Source organism: Streptomyces sp. NPDC030021, assembly GCF_055574035.1.
In genome coordinates this window covers 161344-178756 of the sequence record NZ_JBVIAH010000012.1, presented here as the reverse complement: position 1 = coordinate 178756, position 17413 = coordinate 161344, and the positions used below count along the sequence as shown (strand labels likewise).

Here is a 17413-nt window from a genome sequence, read left to right as displayed (position 1 = left end):
TTACCCTGCTGCCCGTCGAGGCCACCGTCCGTGGACACCGTGGAGGAGCATCCGTGACCGAGCCGCGTCCCGGCAGCCGCCCCACCCTGGAGGCCGTCGCGGCGCACGCCGGGGTGTCCCGGGCCACCGCGTCCCGCGTGGTCAACGGCGGCGACGGGGTCCGCGCACATCTGGTGGACCGGGTGCGTACGGCGATCCGCGTGCTGGGCTACGTCCCCAACCACGCGGCCCGCACCCTCGTCACCCGGCGCACCGGGGCCGTCGCGGTGATCATCGCCGAGCCGGAGATCCGGATCTTCTCGGACCCCTTCTTCTCGCGCCAGGTCCGCGGCATCGCCAAGGAGTTGACCGCGCACGACACCCAGCTCGTCCTGCTCCTGGTCGAGGACCGCGGCGACTACGACCGGATCGAGCGCTACCTGGCGGGCGGCCACGTCGACGGGGCCCTCGCCTTCTCCCTGCACACCGACGACCCGCTGCCCGCCATCACCCGCCGCATCGGCATGCCCACCGTCTACGGCGGCCGGCCCGGCTGGACCACCGGGACCGGGGAGGGCGAGGGTGCGGGCGAGGGCGTGGCCTATGTCGACGCCGACAACCGCGGGGGCGCGCGGGAGGCCGTGCGCTATCTGCTGGCGCAGGGCCGGAGGCGGATCGCGCACATCGCCGGCCCGCTCGACCAGACCTCGGCGGCCGACCGGCTGAGCGGCTACCGGGACGCGCTGGCGGCCGCCGGCCCGGAGCTGTTCGCCGAAGGGGACTTCACCCCGGCGGGCGGGGCCCGCGCGATGGCGGAACTGCTGGACCGGGACGCCGGTATCGACGCCGTCTTCGCCGGGAACGACCTGATGGCGACGGGCGCCCTGCGCGTGCTGCGGGAGAGCGGCCGGACGGTGCCCGGGGACGTGGCGCTGGTCGGCTTCGACGACGCCGAACCGGTGGCGGAGAGCGCCGACCCGCCGCTGACGACCGTACGCCAGGACATCGAGGGCATGGGCCGCCTGATGGCACGGCTGCTGATGAACCGCCTGAACGGCGGTCCGGACGGGCGGCGGGCCGCACCCGATCCGGTGATCACCGCCACGGCGCTGGTGCGGCGCGCGTCGGCCTGACCCGGCACCGGACACGCCACAGGGGCCCGCCGGACGGCGGGCCCCTGTGAACGGGGAGCGAGCACTCCCGGATCAGTGCTCGACCGGGCACTCCTTCCAGGAGAAGTGGTACACGCTGTTGATGCTGCCGTCCGTCGAGTCGAGCGCCATGAAGCTGGTCTGCGACGGGTCCGAGGTGCCCACTTCGGCCCGCAGCTCGGTGTTGATGTTGAAGTTGCGCTGCTCACCGCAGGGCGCGAAGACCAGGGCTTCGATACCCGTGGTGTCGGTCGCCTGCCAGTTGTCTTCGAGCTCGCCGTTGAACTTGTGGGTCCGGTACGCGGTCTGGCTCATGCCCTGGAAGTAGTAGCTGGCCTTCTGCGTGCCGACCGCGCCCGGCGCGAGGCTGCCGAAGCCGCGGTAGTCGGCCTTGGCCACGGCGTAGGTGTACCCCTGGGGGACGTGGACGTCGAGGGATAGGAGACAGTTCTTGCGGCCTTCGACGGCGGGGGCGCCCCCGCCGGCCTGGGCCAGGTATTCGCTGTAGGTGACGGTGAAGGCGGTGTTGTCCGGCGACACGGCGACGGTGGCACTGCCTGGACGGCAGCCCGATCCGTTCACGGTGGCGACGTCCACGGTCACCTGGTCGGTGGGGGCCGAGGGCGCCGAGGACGAGGCCCCGGCGGCGGGGGTGAGCGCGACGAGGGTCGCGGTCACGGCGGCTGCGGTGAATCCGGTGCGGAGGAACTTGATCACATCGCCATGGATAGCGGTCCGCGGCGGCCCCGGCCGGGCGACGGGCACGCGGTCTCACCTCGATGGCGGAAGCCCGTCACCGCAGAAACGATAAATCTACCCAAACCACCCCGCCGGATGGCCCCAGGTGGCGCGGAGCGCCGAGTCGGACCGTTCGCTCGTTCCGATTTTTCCTAATATCGGCGAGGTCTTTCAGGTAATCAGCGGGTTCTGGAGCCGGCCGGGGCGCCGGGTGCCGGGCCCTCCTGCGGTGAGGAGTCCCATGTCCCGCGCAGCACGCTCGTCCCGCGCAGCAAGCCCATCCCGCGCACCACGCTCGTCCCGCGCGTCATGGCCACGCCCGGCCGTTCTGTCGGCACTGGCGCTCGCCTCCGTCCTGGCCGTCGCCCTGGCGGGACCCGGCCCGGCCTTCGCCGCGGCCCACCACGCCGGCGACGAGGCCGGGGTACTCGGCGAGGAGCACGCCCGCGCGCACGCACGGCTGCGCGAGGCCGCCAAGGGCAATCAGGGCTATCCGCAGTCGAAGCGCACGTCGAGCCTGGCCTCGCTGGAGGAGTCCCAGCGCAAGGGCAACGCGAAGTTCGACGCGGCCCGGTTCGGCCGGTTCACCCAGTTCTTCCCCTCTCCCGACTTCGGCGTCCACGTGGCCCAGCTGCCGACGGGCAAGGTGCTGCTCTTCTCCTTCGAACGCGTGGAGGCCGATCCCACCAAGGAGACCGGTCCCACGAACACCGTCGGCCGGACCAACGCGGGCCGCGCCTACCTCTGGGACCCCGCCAGGGGGACCGGGGCCAGGGCCTTCAAGAACGTGCCGCCCCCGGTGGTGCTGATGCCCGACGGCGCCTACGCCCCGCGCCCGGCGCCGTTCTTCTGCGCCGGTCACTCCTACCTCCCCAACGGAATGGTGGGGGTGTTCGGCGGCAATGTCGGCGGGAAGGGCGGCAGCGGCGCCAAGCTGTCCTTCGTGTTCGACCCGTGGACCGAGAAGTGGTTCCGCAACCGCGACATGTCCGTGGGCCGCTGGTACCCCTCGGTGGTGACCGGGCCGGACGGCCGGCAGATCATCATGTCCGGCCAGTCCGAGCGCGGTACGGGCACGCCCACTCCGGTGGTGGAGCGCTTCCCCGCGCTCGGGCGGCCCGTGCCCTGGCGTTCGTACGACATCCCGGCGAACGTCCCCGCGGAGCGGCTCCGCTCACAGGCGCCCTTCCGGAACGACTATCCGCACCTCTTCTCGCTGCGGGACGGGAAGATCTACGGGCTCGGCCGCGACGCCGACCAGCAGTGGCTGTTCGACCCGGTCGAGGACACCCGCACCGACCTGCCCCGGCGGCCCGCCGACTTCCGGGGCTACGGTTCGGCCGTGCCCCTGCCGGCCGGTTTCCGGGGCCCGGACTCCGTCCTGGTGCTCGGCGGCGACCCGCGCGACCCGCTCACGTACCGGCTGTCCGGCGGCCGCTGGAGCATCGAGGAGCCGAGGGCCTTCGGCCGCACCCAGGACGGGACCCTGATCCTGCCCGACGGAACCCTGATCACGGTGAACGGCGCCCTGGACACCCGGAACTACGGGAACGGGCCCTTCAACCCGAAGGCCGACCTGAAGTACCGGCAGATCGAACTGCGCGACGCGCGCGGCCACTGGAAGCTGGGTCCGGCCCAGCGGCTGCCCCGCGGCTACCACTCCAACGCCCTGGTCCTGCCGGACGGCCGGATGATGGTCACCGGGGACGAGCTCCAGCAGATCGCCAACGATCCCGACATCAAGGACGGGATGGACGGCAGCATCGAGCTCTACGAGCCCGCCTACCTGCACCGGGGCGCCCGTCCGGCGCTCGACCGGACCCCGGCGGGCGACCTCGGCCACGACGCGGCCTTCCAGGTCACGAGCTCGACGGCGAAGGACGTCAGACGGGCCGTGCTGCTGGCACCGACGACCGTCACCCACTCGGTGAACACCAGCCAGCGCCACCTGGACCTGCGGATCACCGGCGTCCACGGCTCCACGATCGGGCTCCGGACGCCGCCGAGCGCGGCCGACGCCCCACCCGGGTACTACATGCTCTTCCTGCTCGACACGAAGGGCGTGCCCAGCACCGCGAAGTGGATCAAGCTGGGCACCCGCAACCGCAACCGCACCCGCTAGAGCTGGGCCGGGGCCGGGGCCGGGGCCGGGGCCGGGGCGAACCGTACGACGGCCGCGCGCCCGGCCGTACGGACCCGGCAGTCGAGCGGTCCGGTCAGCAGGGCCGCGTCGTACGGGAGCAGCTCGGCGTGGTCACCGGCCCGTTCGAGTACCGCCGGTCCCTCCAGCGCGGCCACCAGCAGTGTCCCGCCCGGCGGGACCGCGAGGGCGAGCGCGCCCCGTACGACGGCGGTCTGCGCCTCCACCGCGCCCCTGCGGTACATCACGTTGAAGTTCACGACGGGGCCGGAGAGCAGCCGGCAGTCGGTCGGCTCGTCCCCGGGGAAGTCCTGCGGCGCGAACCGCTCGTCCACGAGCCGGCGTACGCCCGCCACCGTGAGGTCCATGCCTGCGCCCTCGGCGAGGGTCAGGGTGCGCCCGATGCCGGGGAAGGCCGAGAACGGCCCGTCGGCGGCGACCTCGGCCAGGCTCACCCGCCATCCGAAGCCGTCCATGTCCGCGCCCTCGGGCCAGGCCGCGATCTCCCGGGTGACTCCCCCGCCGTTCTTCCAGACGGTGGCGGTCCGGTCGGCCGCCCGCAGGAGCCGGATCCCGCCACCGCTCGGCGCGTCCACGGCGATCAGGCCTTCTCCATCGAGGGGCGCAGGCGGCCCAGCAGGGCGTAGAGCGTCGCGCTCTCGGCCTCGTCAAGGGTGTCCAGCGCGCCGTGCATGGCCTGCATCTCCTCGCGCACGCGGCGGATGACCTCGCGGCCCGCGTCCGTCGCGACGACGTTCTTGACGCGGCGGTCGGCGGGGTCCGGCTCCCGGCGCACCAGCTCGCGGGCCTCCAGCCGGTCGACGATGCCGGTCACGTTGGAGGCGTCGCACACCAGCAGGGTGGCGAGGCCGCGCATCGGCACGGGGCCGTCGAGCTGGGCGAGGACCCGGGCCTGGGTGGAGGTCAGGCCGTGCTGGGCCGCGGCGGCCGCGAACTCACGCCATTGGGCGGTGCCGATCGCGGCGAGCAGCTCCAGCAGCTGGAGCTTGGTGGGGGTCTGCGTGGCGGTGTCGCTCATACCTGGAGCGTACTCAGGATGCTTCACATTATCAATTGTTTACTTGACCACCTTAACTATCGACGTCTACCGTCGTTCGAGTTACTTGAGAAGGTCAAACATCTGCGTTCCGAAGCTCTTCAGCTCCGAAACACGAAGAAGGTTCATCCCAGCCATGAGCACCCCCTCCCCCGCCACCCCGGCCTCCGGGCACCGGAACGAGACGGTCATCGTCTTCGCCCTGAGCCTGGCCGCCATGGTCGTGTCGATGATGCAGACCCTGCCGGTCCCGATCCTCGGCCTCATCCGTGAGGACCTCGGCACCACCACGGCCAACGTGAGCTGGGTGACCACCGCCACCCTGCTGTCGGCCGCGGTCTTCACCCCGCTGCTGGGCCGGTTCGGTGACCAGCACGGCAAGAAGCCGACCCTGGTCGCCGTGCTCGGCGTCATGGTCGCCGGTTCCGTCATCGCCGCGCTGGCGTCCTCGCTGCCGCTGCTGATCCTGGGCCGGGTGCTCCAGGGAGCCGCCACCGCGATCTTCCCGCTGGCCCTGTCGGTCCTGCGCGAAGAGGTCCGGCCGCAGAAGCTGCCGGGTGCGATGGCCCTGGTCAGCGGCACGCTCGCGTTCGGCAGCGGGCTCGCGCTCGTCGCGACCGGACTGCTCACCTCCGGCTCCGGCGCGGACTACCGCAACGCCTTCTGGATGGCGACCGGCTTCGCGCTGCTCGCCCTGCTCGCGGTGGTGTTCCTGGTCCCCGCGACCCGCCACAAGACCGGCGGGCGCACCGACTTCCTCGGCGCGCTGACCCTCGGCATCGCGCTGCTGCTGCTCCTGCTGCCGATCTCCCAGGGCCACGAGTGGGGCTGGGGCTCCGCCCGCACGCTGGGCAGCTTCGCCGGCGCCGCCGTCATGGCCGCCGTCTGGGTGCTCGTCGAGCGCAAGGTGCGCGAGCCGCTCGTCGACATGAAGATGTTCGTCCACCGCCCCGTGCTCATGGCCAACCTGGCCGGCGTCCTCGTCGGCTTCGGCATGTTCGCGAACTTCCTGGGCGTCTCGTACCTCGTCCAGATGCCCGAGGCCCTCACCGGCTACGGCTTCGACGCGTCCATCCTGCGCGCCTCCGTGCAGTTCCTGCTGCCCGGCGCCATCGTCTCGCTGCTCGCCTCGCCCGTGGGCGGCCAGATCGTGCGCCACCGAGGTCCCCGTACGGCGCTGGCCCTGGCCGCGGCCCTCGGCGCGGCCGGCTTCGCCTGGCTGGTCCTGGACCACCAGCACACCCTCTCGGTGATCGGCGCCGGGCTCGTCGTCGGTGCGGCCGTCAGCTTCGGCTACGCCGCCATGCCCGCCGTGATCATGTCCAGCGTCCCGCACCACCAGAGCGGCATCGCCAACGGCATCAACTCGATCTCCCGCTCCACGGGCAGTGCGATCGGCAGCGCCGTCGTCACCACGATCCTGGCCTCCAAGACCATCGAGCACCTGCCGGCGGGGGTCCCCCCGCTGCCCGCCGAGTCCGGATTCACCCTCACCTTCGGGATCGGTGCGGTGGCCTTCGCGCTGGTCGCGGTGATCAGCTGGATCGGTCTGCGGAGCGGGCAGGGCACCGTGGCGGCGGCCGCCGGGCAGCCCGCGGCGGCGACCGGGAAGACGGAGCAGGCCGAGAAGGCAGAGAAGGCGGACGCCACCCGCTGACCGGTCGTCCGTCCCGTCACCCGACCCGCCGGCCCGGCGGCCCGACCTCCGCGTGTCGCTCGCGGCGGTCGGGCCCCCGGGCCTTGCATGGTGGGTGCATGAAGGCTACGGACGTCATCGCCGACGGTTTCGGACGCATCCGGGAGATCGTGCACGAAGTCGTGGAAGGGGTCCCGCCGGAGCTGCTGAACGCGCGCGTGGACCCGGCGGCGAACTCGGTCACCTGGCTCGTCTGGCACCTGACCCGGATCCAGGACGACCACATCGCGGACGCGGCCGGCACCGAGCAGATCTGGGACTCCGAGGGCTGGTCGGACCGGTTCGCGCTGCCGCTGCCCGCCGGGTCGACCGGGTACGGGCACTCGTCGCGGGACGTCTACACCGTCCGGGTGGACTCGGGCGAGCTGTTGCTGGGGTACTTCGACGCGGTGCACGAGCGGACCGCGCGGTTCGTCCACGGGCTGGCCGCCGCCGACCTGGACCGGGTGGTCGACGAACGCTGGAATCCGCCGGTCACCCTCGGGGTACGCCTGGTCAGCGTGCTGGGGGACGACCTGCAGCACGCCGGGCAGGCGGCCTTCGTACGGGGCGTGCTGGAGCGGGACCGGGGCGTCTGACGGGCCCCAGGTGTCTTGCCGATCAGGCCGGGCTCGCGGCGTCCGGCACGCACGCTCGCCGCGTACCGGTGGGCACGGTCAGCACCGGCGATGCCACCACGCCGACTCCGGATCTGCCAGGGGCTCGTGGTGCGTTCGCCTGAGCAGCACCTCGTCCAGGCACTCGACCTGCACCCGCAGTTCGGCGGCGGCCTTCGGCGGCAGCATGGACAGAGCCTCTTGCAGCTTGTCCCGGGCCCAGCCTTCGCCGCAGCACGGGCAGGTGAACTCGGCCTCCCACGGTCTCCACCGGCGTTCGACGCCGTGGACGCGGACCGACCACACGCTCAGCGCGGCGGACACGATGCCCGGCGCCAGTCGACCCCGCTCAAGCACGCGGACGGCCGCGTTCGCCGCCCCCGACAGGCCGGGGACATCGCGATATCGCACCCAGGGGCTCCTCCGGCCGCATCCCTGCGGCCGAAGTGAAGCCGGCGTTCTACGCGGCACGGCCCCTTCGGACATCCCTCATGGACGGCATCCTCCCACAGCCAAGATCGCCCGGACCGAACCTGGTCCCGCCGCCCGGACAGCGGCGCCGCCGATCGCGCCGGGCGGCGTACGAAGGGCCGGTACCCCGTACTGGTCCCGGCCCCTCACGCGTTACGCTCCGCTCGCGTCCAGCATGTCCTCGCGCTCGACGATCTTCACGCGGTCGCGGCCCTGGGGCTCGCCGAGGGCCTTCTCGGCCGCGTCCAGCTTGTACCAGCCCTCCCACGTCGTGTAGCGGACGCTGCGCTCGGCGAGGAAGGCCTCGACGGCCTCCGGCGCCGGGGCGGCCGGCTCGCTCAGGCGGCCCTCCGCGTGGTCGGCGAGCAGGTTCGCGACGGTCTCGTTCGCGTCACCCTTGGTGTGGCCGATCAGGCCGACCGGACCGCGCCGGATCCATCCGGTGACGTACGTCGACGGCAGGTGGCCGCCGGCTTCGATCACGCGGCCGCCCTCGTCCGGGACCGTGCCGGACTCGACGTCCCAGGGGAGCTTGGGCAGCTCGTCGGAGAGGTAGCCGACGGCCCGGTAGACGGACTGGATGTCCCAGTCGGTGAAGTTGCCCGTGCCCTTGACGTTGCCCGTGCCGTCGAGCTCGGTGCGCTCGGTGCGCAGTCCGACGACCTTGCCGTCCGCGCCGAGGATCTCGGCGGGCGACTCGAAGAAGTGCAGGAAGAGCTTGTGCGGGCGCTCGCCGATGTCGCGGATCGCCCAGTTCTCCAGGGTCTTGGCGACCATGTCGGCCTGCTTGTTGGCGCGGCGGGTGGCTATGGAGCCCTCGTCGTAGTCGATGTCCTCGGGGTTGACGATGACCTCGATGTTGGGCGAGTGGTCCAGCTCCCGGAGCTCCATGGGGCTGAACTTGGCCTGCGCCGGACCCCGGCGGCCGAAGACGTGCACCTCAAGGGCCTTGTTCGCCTTGAGCCCGTCGTAGACGTTCGCCGGGATCTCGGTCGGAAGCAGCTCGTCGGCCGTCTTCGCGAGGATGCGCGCGACGTCGAGGGCGACGTTGCCGACACCGAGCACGGCGACCTTCTCGGCCTCCAGCGGCCAGGTGCGCGGGACGTCCGGGTGACCGTCGTACCAGGAGACGAAGTCGGCGGCGCCGTAGGAGCCGTCGAGGTCGACGCCCGGGATGGTCAGCGCGCGGTCGGCCGTGGCACCGGTGGAGAAGATCACGGCGTCGTAGAAGGACCGCAGCTCGTCGAGGCTGATGTCGTTCGGGTAGTCGACGTTCCCGAAGAGGCGCACCTGCGGCTTGTCGAGCACCTGGTGAAGGGCGGTGATGATGCCCTTGATCCGGGGGTGGTCGGGGGCGACGCCGTACCGGATCAGGCCGAAGGGCGCGGGCATCCGCTCGAAGAGGTCGATGGACACACCGGGCTCGACGGCTGCCTCGGACTTCAGCAGCGCGTCGGCGGCGTAGATACCGGCCGGGCCGGCACCGACGATGGCTACCCGCAGAGGGCGAGGCATGGCAGAGGTTCCCTTCGAGCGACGGCAAGGTGGATCAAAGGGAACCCTAAACGAAGGTAAACCTAACTCAGCACCCGGTGTCTCTTTATGACCCCATAATCAAAACTTATGACCTCCCCAAGCAGTCCTTGGAGCATAGGGGAACTCGCTGGTCAGCACGGACGTCACCTGACAGACTGAAACCGCTTGATCACCCCAGGAGGACAAAATGGCTGACGAAACCGACACCCCGCAGGACGAGTCCCCGGCCGACGCGGCCAAGCGCAAGTTCCGGGAGGCCCTGGACCGCAACGCCGCGAACGCCCAGTCCCAGCAGGCTCACCAGAGCCGGGCGAAGGTCCAGGGTGCCAGCAGCGGCCCCGGCGGCAAGAACAAGAAGGTCCGCCGCAAGACCGGCTGACCCTCGGACCCCAGGAGCTCGCCCCCGCCGCCGCGGCCGGGGGTGGCTCGATCCGCCATTGGGCCACTCGGGTGAGTGGGGATAACCCCGAGCGCCGTCGACAGTTGATCAGCACGTCCCGCCGAGGGCAGCCATCACATGCGACAGTGCGACAGAAGGATCCCCACATGTTCAAGAAGTTCATGGCCACCGCAGCCGCCACCGCCGCCGTGCTCGGCGCGGGTGCCGCAGTCGCCACCCCGGCGATGGCGATCGGCAACGACAACGGCGTCAACACCGTCAACGGCAACGGCTCGGCCCAGATCTTCGGCAACCAGGAGACCCACGGCAAGATGAGCCCGCAGCTGGGCGCAGTCCAGGGCTCGCTCAACAAGCTCTGCATCGGCCTGCCGGCCAAGGTCAACGCCCAGTCCCTGTTCGCACTCATCGCCAACGTCGGCGTCCAGGACGTCAACGTCCTGTCCAACCCGCAGAACCAGCAGTGCGCCGAGAACTCCACCCAGGCCAAGGGCGACGAGGCCCTCTCGCACATCGCCAGCAACATCCCGGTCCTCTCCGGAAACCTCTCCGCAGGCAGCTGATCGGCTCGATCCCGCGCCGGTGTCACGCGTCACGCGTGACACCGGCGCGTTTCATTTGGTCTAGACCTTGACAGGTTCAGACCATTTTCGCTTCAGTGGGCACCGTTGCCCCCACGGCAAGTCCCCCCACTGAAGGAGCAGTTACGTGATACGTGCGCTTCGCCTCCGCGCCCTCGCACTCACCGCCGCCGCGGCCGTCGCGGCCGGCCTCGCCCTCGCCCTCCCCTCCTCCCCCGCCGTCGCCGCGACCCCCTGCGCCGGCGCCTGGGCCTCCTCCGCCGTCTACACGGGCGGCATGAGCGCCTCGTACGGCGGCCACAACTGGCAGGCGAAGTGGTGGACCCAGGGCGAGACGCCCGGCACCACCGGCCAGTGGGGCGTCTGGTCGGACCAGGGCACCTGCGGCGGCGGGGGCCAGGACCCGGATCCGGGCAACCCCACCGGATTCGTGGTCTCCGAGGCCCAGTTCAACCAGATGTTCCCGAACCGGAACCCCTTCTACACCTACAACGGCCTGGTCGCGGCGCTGTCCGCCTACCCCGGGTTCGCCAGTACCGGCGACGACACCACCAAGCGGCGCGAGGCCGCGGCCTTCCTCGCGAACGTCTCCCACGAGACGGGCGGACTCGTGTACATCGTGGAGCAGAACACCGCCAACTACCCCCACTACTGCGACGCGAGCCAGCCGTACGGCTGTCCCGCCGGACAGGCCGCCTACTACGGCCGCGGGCCCATCCAGCTCAGCTGGAACTTCAACTACAAGGCCGCCGGTGACGCCCTCGGCATCAACCTGCTCGCCAACCCGTACCTCGTGGAGCAGGATCCGGCCGTCGCCATGAAGACGGCGCTCTGGTACTGGAACACCCAGAACGGCCCGGGCACGATGACCGCCCACGCCGCCATGGTGAACGGCGCGGGCTTCGGGGAGACCATCCGCTCGATCAACGGCTCCCTGGAGTGCAACGGCGGCAACCCCGCCCAGGTCCAGAGCCGCATCTCGAAGTACCAGAGCTTCACGCAGCTGCTCGGGGTGACCCCCGGGAACAACCTCGGCTGCTAGGGGGCGAGACACCCCCTGGCGGCGGTGCCGCGGCGGTCACCGCGTGCGCAGCGCGGTGGCCAGCTGGGCCCGTGAGCGGACGTCGAGCTTCTGGTAGATCCGGGTCAGCCGGGCCTCCACCGTCTTGACGCTGAGGAACAGCTTCGCCGCGGCCTCCTGGTTGCTGGCACCCTGGCTGACCAGCAGCGCGAGCCGGGTCTCGGCATCGGTCAGGGTCGCGGCCGCCGGTACCCGCGCACCGGCGCCGTCGCCGGGGGCCGGTTCCCTGGCGAGCTCGGTCCAGGGGGCGGCCCCGGCCCGGTCGAAGATCTCGGCCGCGGCCCGGAGTGCCGCACGGGCCGGCGCGCGCCGGCGTCGCCGGCGCTCCACCCGGGCGAGGGCGAGCAGCGTACGGCCGCGTTCCAGCGGCAGCCGCAGGACGTCGAAGCGCTGGGCGGTGGTCTCCAGCAGGTGCACGGCCGCGTCGGCGTCGCCCTGGGCGGACAGGCACAGCCCGCGGGCCCGGTCGAGCGCCGCGACGACCCCGGTACGGCCGAGGCCGACGGCGACCGTGCGGACGGAGGACAGCAGCCGGGCCGCCTCCTCGGGCGCGTCGGCGGCGATCAGGGCCTCGGCGAGCTCCCCGTGCCAGCGCAGGATCGAGGGGTCCACCACCTGCTGGGCGGCCTCCAGTTCGGCGACGCGGCGCAGGGTGGCGACGGCCTTCGCCGCTTCTCCCGTGGCGAGTTCGACGAGGCCGAGCGCGTGCAGGCTGCGGGAGAGAAAGACCTGGTCCTGCTCCTCCTGCGAGGCCTGGATGCCGCGCCGGGCGTAGCCGGCGGCCCGGGCGAAGCTGCCGCCCATGGCCTCGGCCATCGCGGCGACGTACCAGGCGGGGCCGGGCGAGAGACCCGCGTCGATCGTGAGCTCCAGGGCCCGGCGGGCGTGGGCGGAGGCGGCCTCGCACCGGCCGCTGCGCAGTTCGACCTCGGTGAGGCTGCGCAGGACCTCGAAGACGTCCTCGGCGGAGCCGGTGCGCTGGACGGCGGGCAGCAGGACCATCAGCTGGCGGCGGGCGTCGTCGAGGCCGTCGTCGAAGAGGGCGTGCCGGACGGCGAGGTACTGGGGTGCGTTGCGCATGCCGAGGGGCACCTCGGGGGCGGGCAGGGCGAGGGCCTCGGCCAGGATCGCCTCGGCGCCCGGGTCGCCGAGGATGCGGCCCATGCGGGCCCGTACGGTCAGGGCCATGGCCTCGGCGACCTGGTCGCCGCCGAGTGCGGCGAGCGCGCCGGCGCGGGCCGCGGCGTCGCGGGAGCGGACCGGGTCGCCGTCGCTGAGGTTGTGCTTCCAGGCGATCCGCAGCTGGACGGCGGCCTGGAGCGAGGGGTCCCCGGCGGCCTCGTCCATGGCGTACGCGATGGTCTCGTCGAGGGCGCCCAGGGCCTGCCCGGCGGCGTCGATCACGGCGAGCCGGGCCCGTACCCGGTCGGCGGGCGAGGCGTCGCGGGCCAGGACGGCCCCGGTGGCGCGGCGGGCGAGGTCGGCGCGGCCGGACCAGCCGGCGTCCTCGGCGGCCGCGACCAGGCGGGCCAGTTCCTCGCCGGCCAGCCAGGACGGCGTCCGCTCGGCGGCGAGCAGGCCCAGTTCGGCGGCGAGGGCGCGCTGGCCCCGGCGGCGGCAGGCCGCGGCGGCCTCGGTGATCTCCTCGGCGAGCCACTGGTCGGGGGTGTCCACGGCCAGCGCGCGGTGGCGTACGGCCTGGACAGGATCGTCGACGGCGGCGGCCAGGGCCGCGTGTCCGGCGGCGCGTTCGGGCCAGCCGGCGTCGGCGGCGAGGGCGGTGGGCAGGGCACCGGCGGTGAACTCCACGGAGCCGTCCTCACCCACCCTGACCAGCGCGGCCCGTTCCGCCTCGGCCAGCTCGGCCTCGGCGTCGGGGCGGCCGGCGCGGCGCAGCAGGGAGATGGTGGGGCGGGTGGCGAGGGCAGCGAGCAGCAGGGTGCGGCGGGCCTGGGCGGGGGCGGCGGCGAGGAGGCGGCGGGCCACCTCGCGGGCCTGTCCGGAGACGGGCAGGGTGTCGGCGTGGTGGGCGCTGCTGTCGCGGGCTTCGGCGGCTTCGGCGAGGGAGTGGCCGAGGGCGAGGGCGAGGCGCGGGTTGCCGCCGCTGGCCTGGTGGATCCGGCCGGCGAGGCGGGCCGGGAGGCCGTGGCGGACGAGGAGTTCGGCGACCTCGTCGGCGCCCAGCGGGGGTACCCGGATGGCGGGGACGCCGGGGCCGCAGAGGGGTTCGCCCACCGGGACCCCGCCCTGGACGCATTCGGCGACCAGGACCCGTACGCGGGGCGGGGTGAGGCGCAGGGCGAAGCGGAGCAGGTCGGTGCTCTCGGCGTCGAGCCACTGGGCGTTGTCGAGGACGAGGAGGACGGGGTCGCGGCCGGCGAGCGTCCGCAGCACCTCGACCACGGCGAGGCGCAGGGCGATGTGGTCGCGGCCGGCCCGGGGGGCGTCGGCCTCGCGGCGCAGGAGGGCGATGGCGGTGCGCTGGGGGCCGGAGAGCTGTTCCAGGGCGCCGCCGGGTACGGAGGCGAGGAGGGCGGCGGCGGACGCCTCGGGTATCCATTGGTCGGCGGCCTCGGGGGCGAGGCGCAGCACGGTCTCGCGGCGCGCTTCGGCCGCGGCCGCGACGGCGCGCACCACCTCGGTCTTGCCCGCGCCGGCCGGTCCGGTCAGGAGCGCCCGGCCGTGCGTGGTCAGCGCGCGGTCGACCGCCTTGATCAGTTCTCCGTGTCCGACACTTGTGTCAGCGTGCCCCGTCGCCGCCACCACGCACAGCCACCAGCCTCTCGGTCCCAGCTCCGGTGCCCTTCCTGTGAGAGGCGACAATACGAGGTCGAGTGGCGGGCGGACACGGATTGTGACGCAGAAATCAGTCTCGTACCGGGAAAACCCGTCGGACCTGCCGATACGAGGTGTATCAGCAGGTCCGCGGGCGCGCTTTGGTCCGTACTATCTGACCGTCAGGCCGACTTGGCCCCTGATCAGAAGGTCAGGTTCCAGGAGTCGATCTTGCCGGTGTCGCCGCCGGCGTTGTCGTTGACCCGCAGCTTCCAGGTGCCGTTCGCGACCTCGGAGGAGGCGTTCACGGTGTAGACCTGGTTGATGTTGTCGGTGCTGCTGCCGGAACGGTTGTGCAGGGTGTAGACGCTGCCGTCGGGGGCGACGAGGTCGACCTTGAGGTCACCGATGTAGCTGTGCACGATGTTCACGCCCACCTTGAGGGTGGCCGGGGCGTTGCCGGTGACACCGCTGACGGTGATCGGGCTCTCCACCGTGGTGTTGTCGCCGATGGCGAAGTCCGTGGTGTTCTCGAAGCCCGAGGTGGGCGGGGTCGAGGTCACCGCGGCGACGGCCGCGGCCGCGTCGGCGAGGCCGGCGCCGCAGCCACCGGTGCAGGTACCGGCCAGCGGGCGGGCGTTGGTCTTGATCGCCGACTCGATCTGGGCCGGGGTCAGCGAGGTGTTCGCCGACTTCAGCAGGGCGGCCAGGCCCGCGATGTGCGGGGCGGCCATGCTGGTGCCCTGGTAGGGCTTGTAGGTCTCGGCACCGGGGGTGGTGGTGCCGGCGTTCAGGGTGGAGAGGATCGCGTTCTCGGGGGTGGTGACGGTGCCGGGCGTGTCGGTGGCGCGGCGGGTCTCACCGCCCGGGGCGGAGATGTCGATGATCGAGCCGAAGTTCGAGTAGTACGAGCGGTCGCCGGCGCGGTTGGTCGACGCCACGTTGATCACGTTGTTGCAGCTGGCGGGCGAGAAACCGGACGCGTTGGCGTTGCTGTTGCCGGCGGCGACGACGACGGTCGTACCACGGGCGACGGCGGCGTTGATGGCGTTCTGGTAGCTGGTGCCGCAGGTGCCCGAGCCGCCGAGGCTCATGTTGATGACCTTGGCCGGGGTGGCGTTGGCCGGGACGCCCGCGACGGAGCCGCCGGACGCCCAGGTGATGGCGTCGACGATGTCCGAGGTGGCGCCGCCGCACTTGCCGAGCACGCGGACGGGCTGGATCTTCGCGCCGTAGGCGATGCCGGCGACGCCCTTGGAGTTGTTGGTGGCCGCGGCGATGGTGCCCGCGACGTGGGTGCCGTGCCAGGAGGAGGTGCTGGCCTTGGAGCCGGTGCCGCACTCGCCGTCGGTGGCGTTCCAGTCGCCCTCGTCGGCCGGGTTGCTGTCACGGCCGTTGCCGTCGCGGGCCTCGGAGGCGGTGGAGATGAAGTCGTAGCCGGAGACGATGTTCGGGGCGACGTCCGAGTGGGCGACGTAGCCGGTGTCGATCACGGCGACGGTGACGCCGGAGCCCGTGGTCTTGTCCCAGGCACCGGGGACGTTCATGCCGGCGGTGGGCTCGAAGAGGTCCCACTGCTTGGCGTACTCGGTGTCGTTCGGGGTGACGGCCATGGCGTAGGCGCGGGTGTCCGGCTCCACGTAGGCGACGTCCGGGTCGGCACGGAACTGGGCGATCACGTCGGCCGCGGCGGCCGGGGCGACGGTTCCGCCGAGGTTGACGAGGGCGGCTCCGGTGCCGAGGCGGCGGTCGAACTTCGCCTTCTTGCCGGCCTTCTTGCCCTTGGCGGCGGCGTCGTCGGCCGCTGCGGTGTTCGAGCTGGCCTCGGTGGCCGAGGACTTGTATCCGACGATGAGGTTCTCGACCGGCGCGGTGGGGGCGACCGTGGCCGCCGGTGCCGCGCCGGGGTTCTCGACGGCTGCGGCCACCGAGGCGGTGGCGGTGGCGGAGCCGGCGAGCAGGGTGACGGACATGGCCACCACGGATATGAGCCGACGTCTGGAAGCGTGCACGTGTTCCCCTTCGAGGGCCGTTTCCGGGCATGCCGGAGCGGCCGGTCAGTGCAGTGTGGGAGGTTCCGGCGGCCGCGGGACCGGGAGCGAGTTGGTCGAGCTCGCCCCGGCCTCCGCCGCGCGCCACGTCGCCCGAGCCGCAACGGCGGGGCCGGGCAACGGCGGTCCCGGCTCTCCCCCCGACCGGTGCGGCCTTCACGCCATGTGGGGTTGGCGTGTGTGCCGTAGGGTCAGGGGAAGATCGCCGGTGGGCAGACAGTAGGCAACACGGGGATGAACTCGATACGGGGAAAACCCTTGTCCGCCCCCTGCGGCTCCCCCCGGGGGTCCCTCGGCAGGGGCGCTGACCAGGCATGTTCGACATCCGCTTGATCGCCGCGCGGAACCGGGGGCGGGAGCGGAACCGTCCCTACCGCGGCGGGAAGAGCCTGCGGAAGTACGTCCAGCTGGTCTCGTTCGGCTCGCTCCACTTCTCCGGCGCGTGGGCGAATTCGGGGTGGTGCCCGGCGATGTACGCGCGGGTGCGCTCCGGGACCTGCGCGTACGAGTCCAGCTTGCGGCCGCGGCAGTGGAAGGTGAGGCCGCCGGGGCGCTGCCCCTGTTCCATCCAGGGCAGCCACGGAGACATCCGGGTCCAGGACATCGTGGCGGGAACGCTCACCGCGTCCGTGGTCAGGGTGGTCGCGGGCGCGAAGAACTGGAACAGCTCCAGGGCGCGGTAGGTGTCGTCGGCCGAGTGGGCGGGGTACTGCGCGACCGGCAGGGGCGAGGGGTAGGCCAGCGGGATCTCCAGGCTGAAGCAGACCTGGTCGCCCAGTTCCGTCAGGGGGACCGGGAAGGGCCGCCACTTCTGGTTGGCCGGATCGTTCCATACGTGGACCACGGGCTTGTCCTGCCAGGTCTCCAGGATCTCCCGGGTCCCGGGGTCGAGGTAGAACGCGGCCTCCCTGGACAGGAGCTGGTAGCCGCCGAGCTCCTCGTCCGCCACGAGGCGCGCGACGTTGAGCCCTTCGAAGCCGAAGAGACGCCGGTAGGGCTCGCCGGGGGCCCAGGAGTGGACGTCCCCGGTCCACCAGTAGGTGACCTCGGCGCCGTCGAGCGAGGCGCGGGTCCGGGCGAATGCGTGCAGGAGCTCGGCGGGTGTCAGCTCTGATGTCATACGCCCCACTGTGCGCGGTCGCCGCACGGCCGGACAAGCAGCCC

Annotated in this window: 15 protein-coding genes; 7 read left to right on the top strand and 8 right to left on the bottom strand. The window is 72.3% G+C overall.

Annotated features, from left to right (window positions below):
* Positions 1-53: 53 nt before the first annotated feature.
* Positions 54-1112: a LacI family DNA-binding transcriptional regulator gene (locus ACZ4YL_RS24045; protein WP_468119209.1), complete on the top strand. Its 1059-nt coding sequence runs from the start codon at positions 54-56 to the stop codon at positions 1110-1112.
* Positions 1113-1184: 72 nt separating this feature from the next.
* On the opposite strand, the gene ACZ4YL_RS24040 is transcribed toward ACZ4YL_RS24045, so the two are convergent.
* Positions 1185-1847, bottom strand: a complete 663-nt coding sequence (locus ACZ4YL_RS24040) for a DUF4360 domain-containing protein (protein ID WP_468119207.1) — start codon at positions 1845-1847, stop codon at positions 1185-1187.
* A gap of 262 nt (positions 1848-2109) precedes the next feature.
* Between ACZ4YL_RS24040 and ACZ4YL_RS24035 the strand changes: the two genes are divergently transcribed.
* The gene (locus ACZ4YL_RS24035; RefSeq protein WP_468119205.1) at positions 2110-3990 is read left to right on the top strand and encodes a galactose oxidase-like domain-containing protein; all 1881 of its coding nucleotides are present in this window, start codon (positions 2110-2112) and stop codon (positions 3988-3990) included.
* On the opposite strand, the gene ACZ4YL_RS24030 is transcribed toward ACZ4YL_RS24035, so the two are convergent.
* Both ACZ4YL_RS24030 and ACZ4YL_RS24025 read right to left on the bottom strand, forming a co-directional pair.
* The gene (locus tag ACZ4YL_RS24030) at positions 3987-4604 is read right to left on the bottom strand and encodes a HutD/Ves family protein (RefSeq protein WP_468119204.1); all 618 of its coding nucleotides are present in this window, start codon (positions 4602-4604) and stop codon (positions 3987-3989) included. The genes ACZ4YL_RS24035 and ACZ4YL_RS24030 overlap by 4 nt on opposite strands.
* A gap of 5 nt (positions 4605-4609) precedes the next feature.
* On the bottom strand, positions 4610-5047 hold the full coding sequence (locus ACZ4YL_RS24025; protein WP_033225812.1) for a MarR family winged helix-turn-helix transcriptional regulator: 438 nt from the start codon (positions 5045-5047) through the stop codon (positions 4610-4612).
* A 154-nt stretch (positions 5048-5201) separates the two neighbouring features.
* On the opposite strand from ACZ4YL_RS24025, the gene ACZ4YL_RS24020 reads away from it, so the two are divergent.
* Together ACZ4YL_RS24020 and ACZ4YL_RS24015 are read left to right on the top strand one after the other, a co-directional pair.
* Positions 5202-6722, top strand: a complete 1521-nt coding sequence (locus ACZ4YL_RS24020) for an MFS transporter (protein WP_468119202.1) — start codon at positions 5202-5204, stop codon at positions 6720-6722.
* Between the two features lie 98 nt (positions 6723-6820).
* Complete coding sequence (locus tag ACZ4YL_RS24015) at positions 6821-7339, top strand: mycothiol transferase (protein ID WP_468119200.1); 519 nt, start codon at positions 6821-6823, stop codon at positions 7337-7339.
* Between the two features lie 78 nt (positions 7340-7417).
* On the opposite strand, the gene ACZ4YL_RS24010 is transcribed toward ACZ4YL_RS24015, so the two are convergent.
* Together ACZ4YL_RS24010 and ACZ4YL_RS24005 are read right to left on the bottom strand one after the other, a co-directional pair.
* The gene (locus ACZ4YL_RS24010; protein ID WP_468119198.1) at positions 7418-7768 is read right to left on the bottom strand and encodes a hypothetical protein; all 351 of its coding nucleotides are present in this window, start codon (positions 7766-7768) and stop codon (positions 7418-7420) included.
* Positions 7769-7981: 213 nt separating this feature from the next.
* Positions 7982-9343: an FAD-dependent oxidoreductase gene (locus ACZ4YL_RS24005; RefSeq protein WP_468119196.1), complete on the bottom strand. Its 1362-nt coding sequence runs from the start codon at positions 9341-9343 to the stop codon at positions 7982-7984.
* Positions 9344-9551: 208 nt separating this feature from the next.
* On the opposite strand from ACZ4YL_RS24005, the gene ACZ4YL_RS24000 reads away from it, so the two are divergent.
* From ACZ4YL_RS24000 to ACZ4YL_RS23990, 3 genes are all read left to right on the top strand, one after another.
* Complete coding sequence (locus ACZ4YL_RS24000) at positions 9552-9743, top strand: DUF5302 domain-containing protein (protein ID WP_030384532.1); 192 nt, start codon at positions 9552-9554, stop codon at positions 9741-9743.
* A gap of 167 nt (positions 9744-9910) precedes the next feature.
* On the top strand, positions 9911-10324 hold the full coding sequence (locus tag ACZ4YL_RS23995) for a rodlin (RefSeq protein WP_468119194.1): 414 nt from the start codon (positions 9911-9913) through the stop codon (positions 10322-10324).
* A 145-nt stretch (positions 10325-10469) separates the two neighbouring features.
* Positions 10470-11384 carry a glycoside hydrolase family 19 protein gene (locus ACZ4YL_RS23990; protein WP_468119192.1) on the top strand — a complete coding sequence of 305 codons (915 nt, stop codon included), beginning with the start codon at positions 10470-10472 and terminating at the stop codon, positions 11382-11384.
* Between the two features lie 36 nt (positions 11385-11420).
* Here ACZ4YL_RS23990 and ACZ4YL_RS23985 read toward each other — a convergent pair whose 3' ends face one another.
* The 3 genes from ACZ4YL_RS23985 to ACZ4YL_RS23975 all read right to left on the bottom strand — a co-directional run bounded on the left by ACZ4YL_RS23985 (position 11421) and on the right by ACZ4YL_RS23975 (position 17369).
* A complete protein-coding gene (locus tag ACZ4YL_RS23985; RefSeq protein ID WP_468119190.1) occupies positions 11421-14189 on the bottom strand; it encodes a helix-turn-helix transcriptional regulator in 2769 nt (922 codons plus the stop codon).
* Between the two features lie 212 nt (positions 14190-14401).
* Positions 14402-16171, bottom strand: coding sequence for a S8 family peptidase (locus ACZ4YL_RS23980; protein ID WP_468119324.1), 1770 nt, complete (start codon positions 16169-16171; stop codon positions 14402-14404).
* Between the two features lie 448 nt (positions 16172-16619).
* Positions 16620-17369, bottom strand: coding sequence for a DUF1838 family protein (locus ACZ4YL_RS23975; RefSeq protein WP_468119189.1), 750 nt, complete (start codon positions 17367-17369; stop codon positions 16620-16622).
* Positions 17370-17413 lie beyond the last annotated feature (44 nt).

Excerpts from the sequence above, each read along its gene's own strand:
- ACZ4YL_RS24035 (WP_468119205.1), top strand. The coding sequence starts at position 2,110 with ATGTCCCGCGCAGCACGCTCGTCCCGCGCAGCAAGCCCATCCCGCGCA.
- ACZ4YL_RS24005 (WP_468119196.1), bottom strand. The coding sequence starts at position 9,343 with ATGCCTCGCCCTCTGCGGGTAGCCATCGTCGGTGCCGGCCCGGCCGGT.
- ACZ4YL_RS23980 (WP_468119324.1), bottom strand. The coding sequence starts at position 16,171 with ATGTCCGTCACCCTGCTCGCCGGCTCCGCCACCGCCACCGCCTCGGTG.
- ACZ4YL_RS24000 (WP_030384532.1), top strand. The coding sequence starts at position 9,552 with ATGGCTGACGAAACCGACACCCCGCAGGACGAGTCCCCGGCCGACGCG.
- ACZ4YL_RS24025 (WP_033225812.1), bottom strand. The coding sequence starts at position 5,047 with ATGAGCGACACCGCCACGCAGACCCCCACCAAGCTCCAGCTGCTGGAG.
- ACZ4YL_RS24020 (WP_468119202.1), top strand. The coding sequence starts at position 5,202 with ATGAGCACCCCCTCCCCCGCCACCCCGGCCTCCGGGCACCGGAACGAG.
- ACZ4YL_RS23995 (WP_468119194.1), top strand. The coding sequence starts at position 9,911 with ATGTTCAAGAAGTTCATGGCCACCGCAGCCGCCACCGCCGCCGTGCTC.
- ACZ4YL_RS23975 (WP_468119189.1), bottom strand. The coding sequence starts at position 17,369 with ATGACATCAGAGCTGACACCCGCCGAGCTCCTGCACGCATTCGCCCGG.
- ACZ4YL_RS24015 (WP_468119200.1), top strand. The coding sequence starts at position 6,821 with ATGAAGGCTACGGACGTCATCGCCGACGGTTTCGGACGCATCCGGGAG.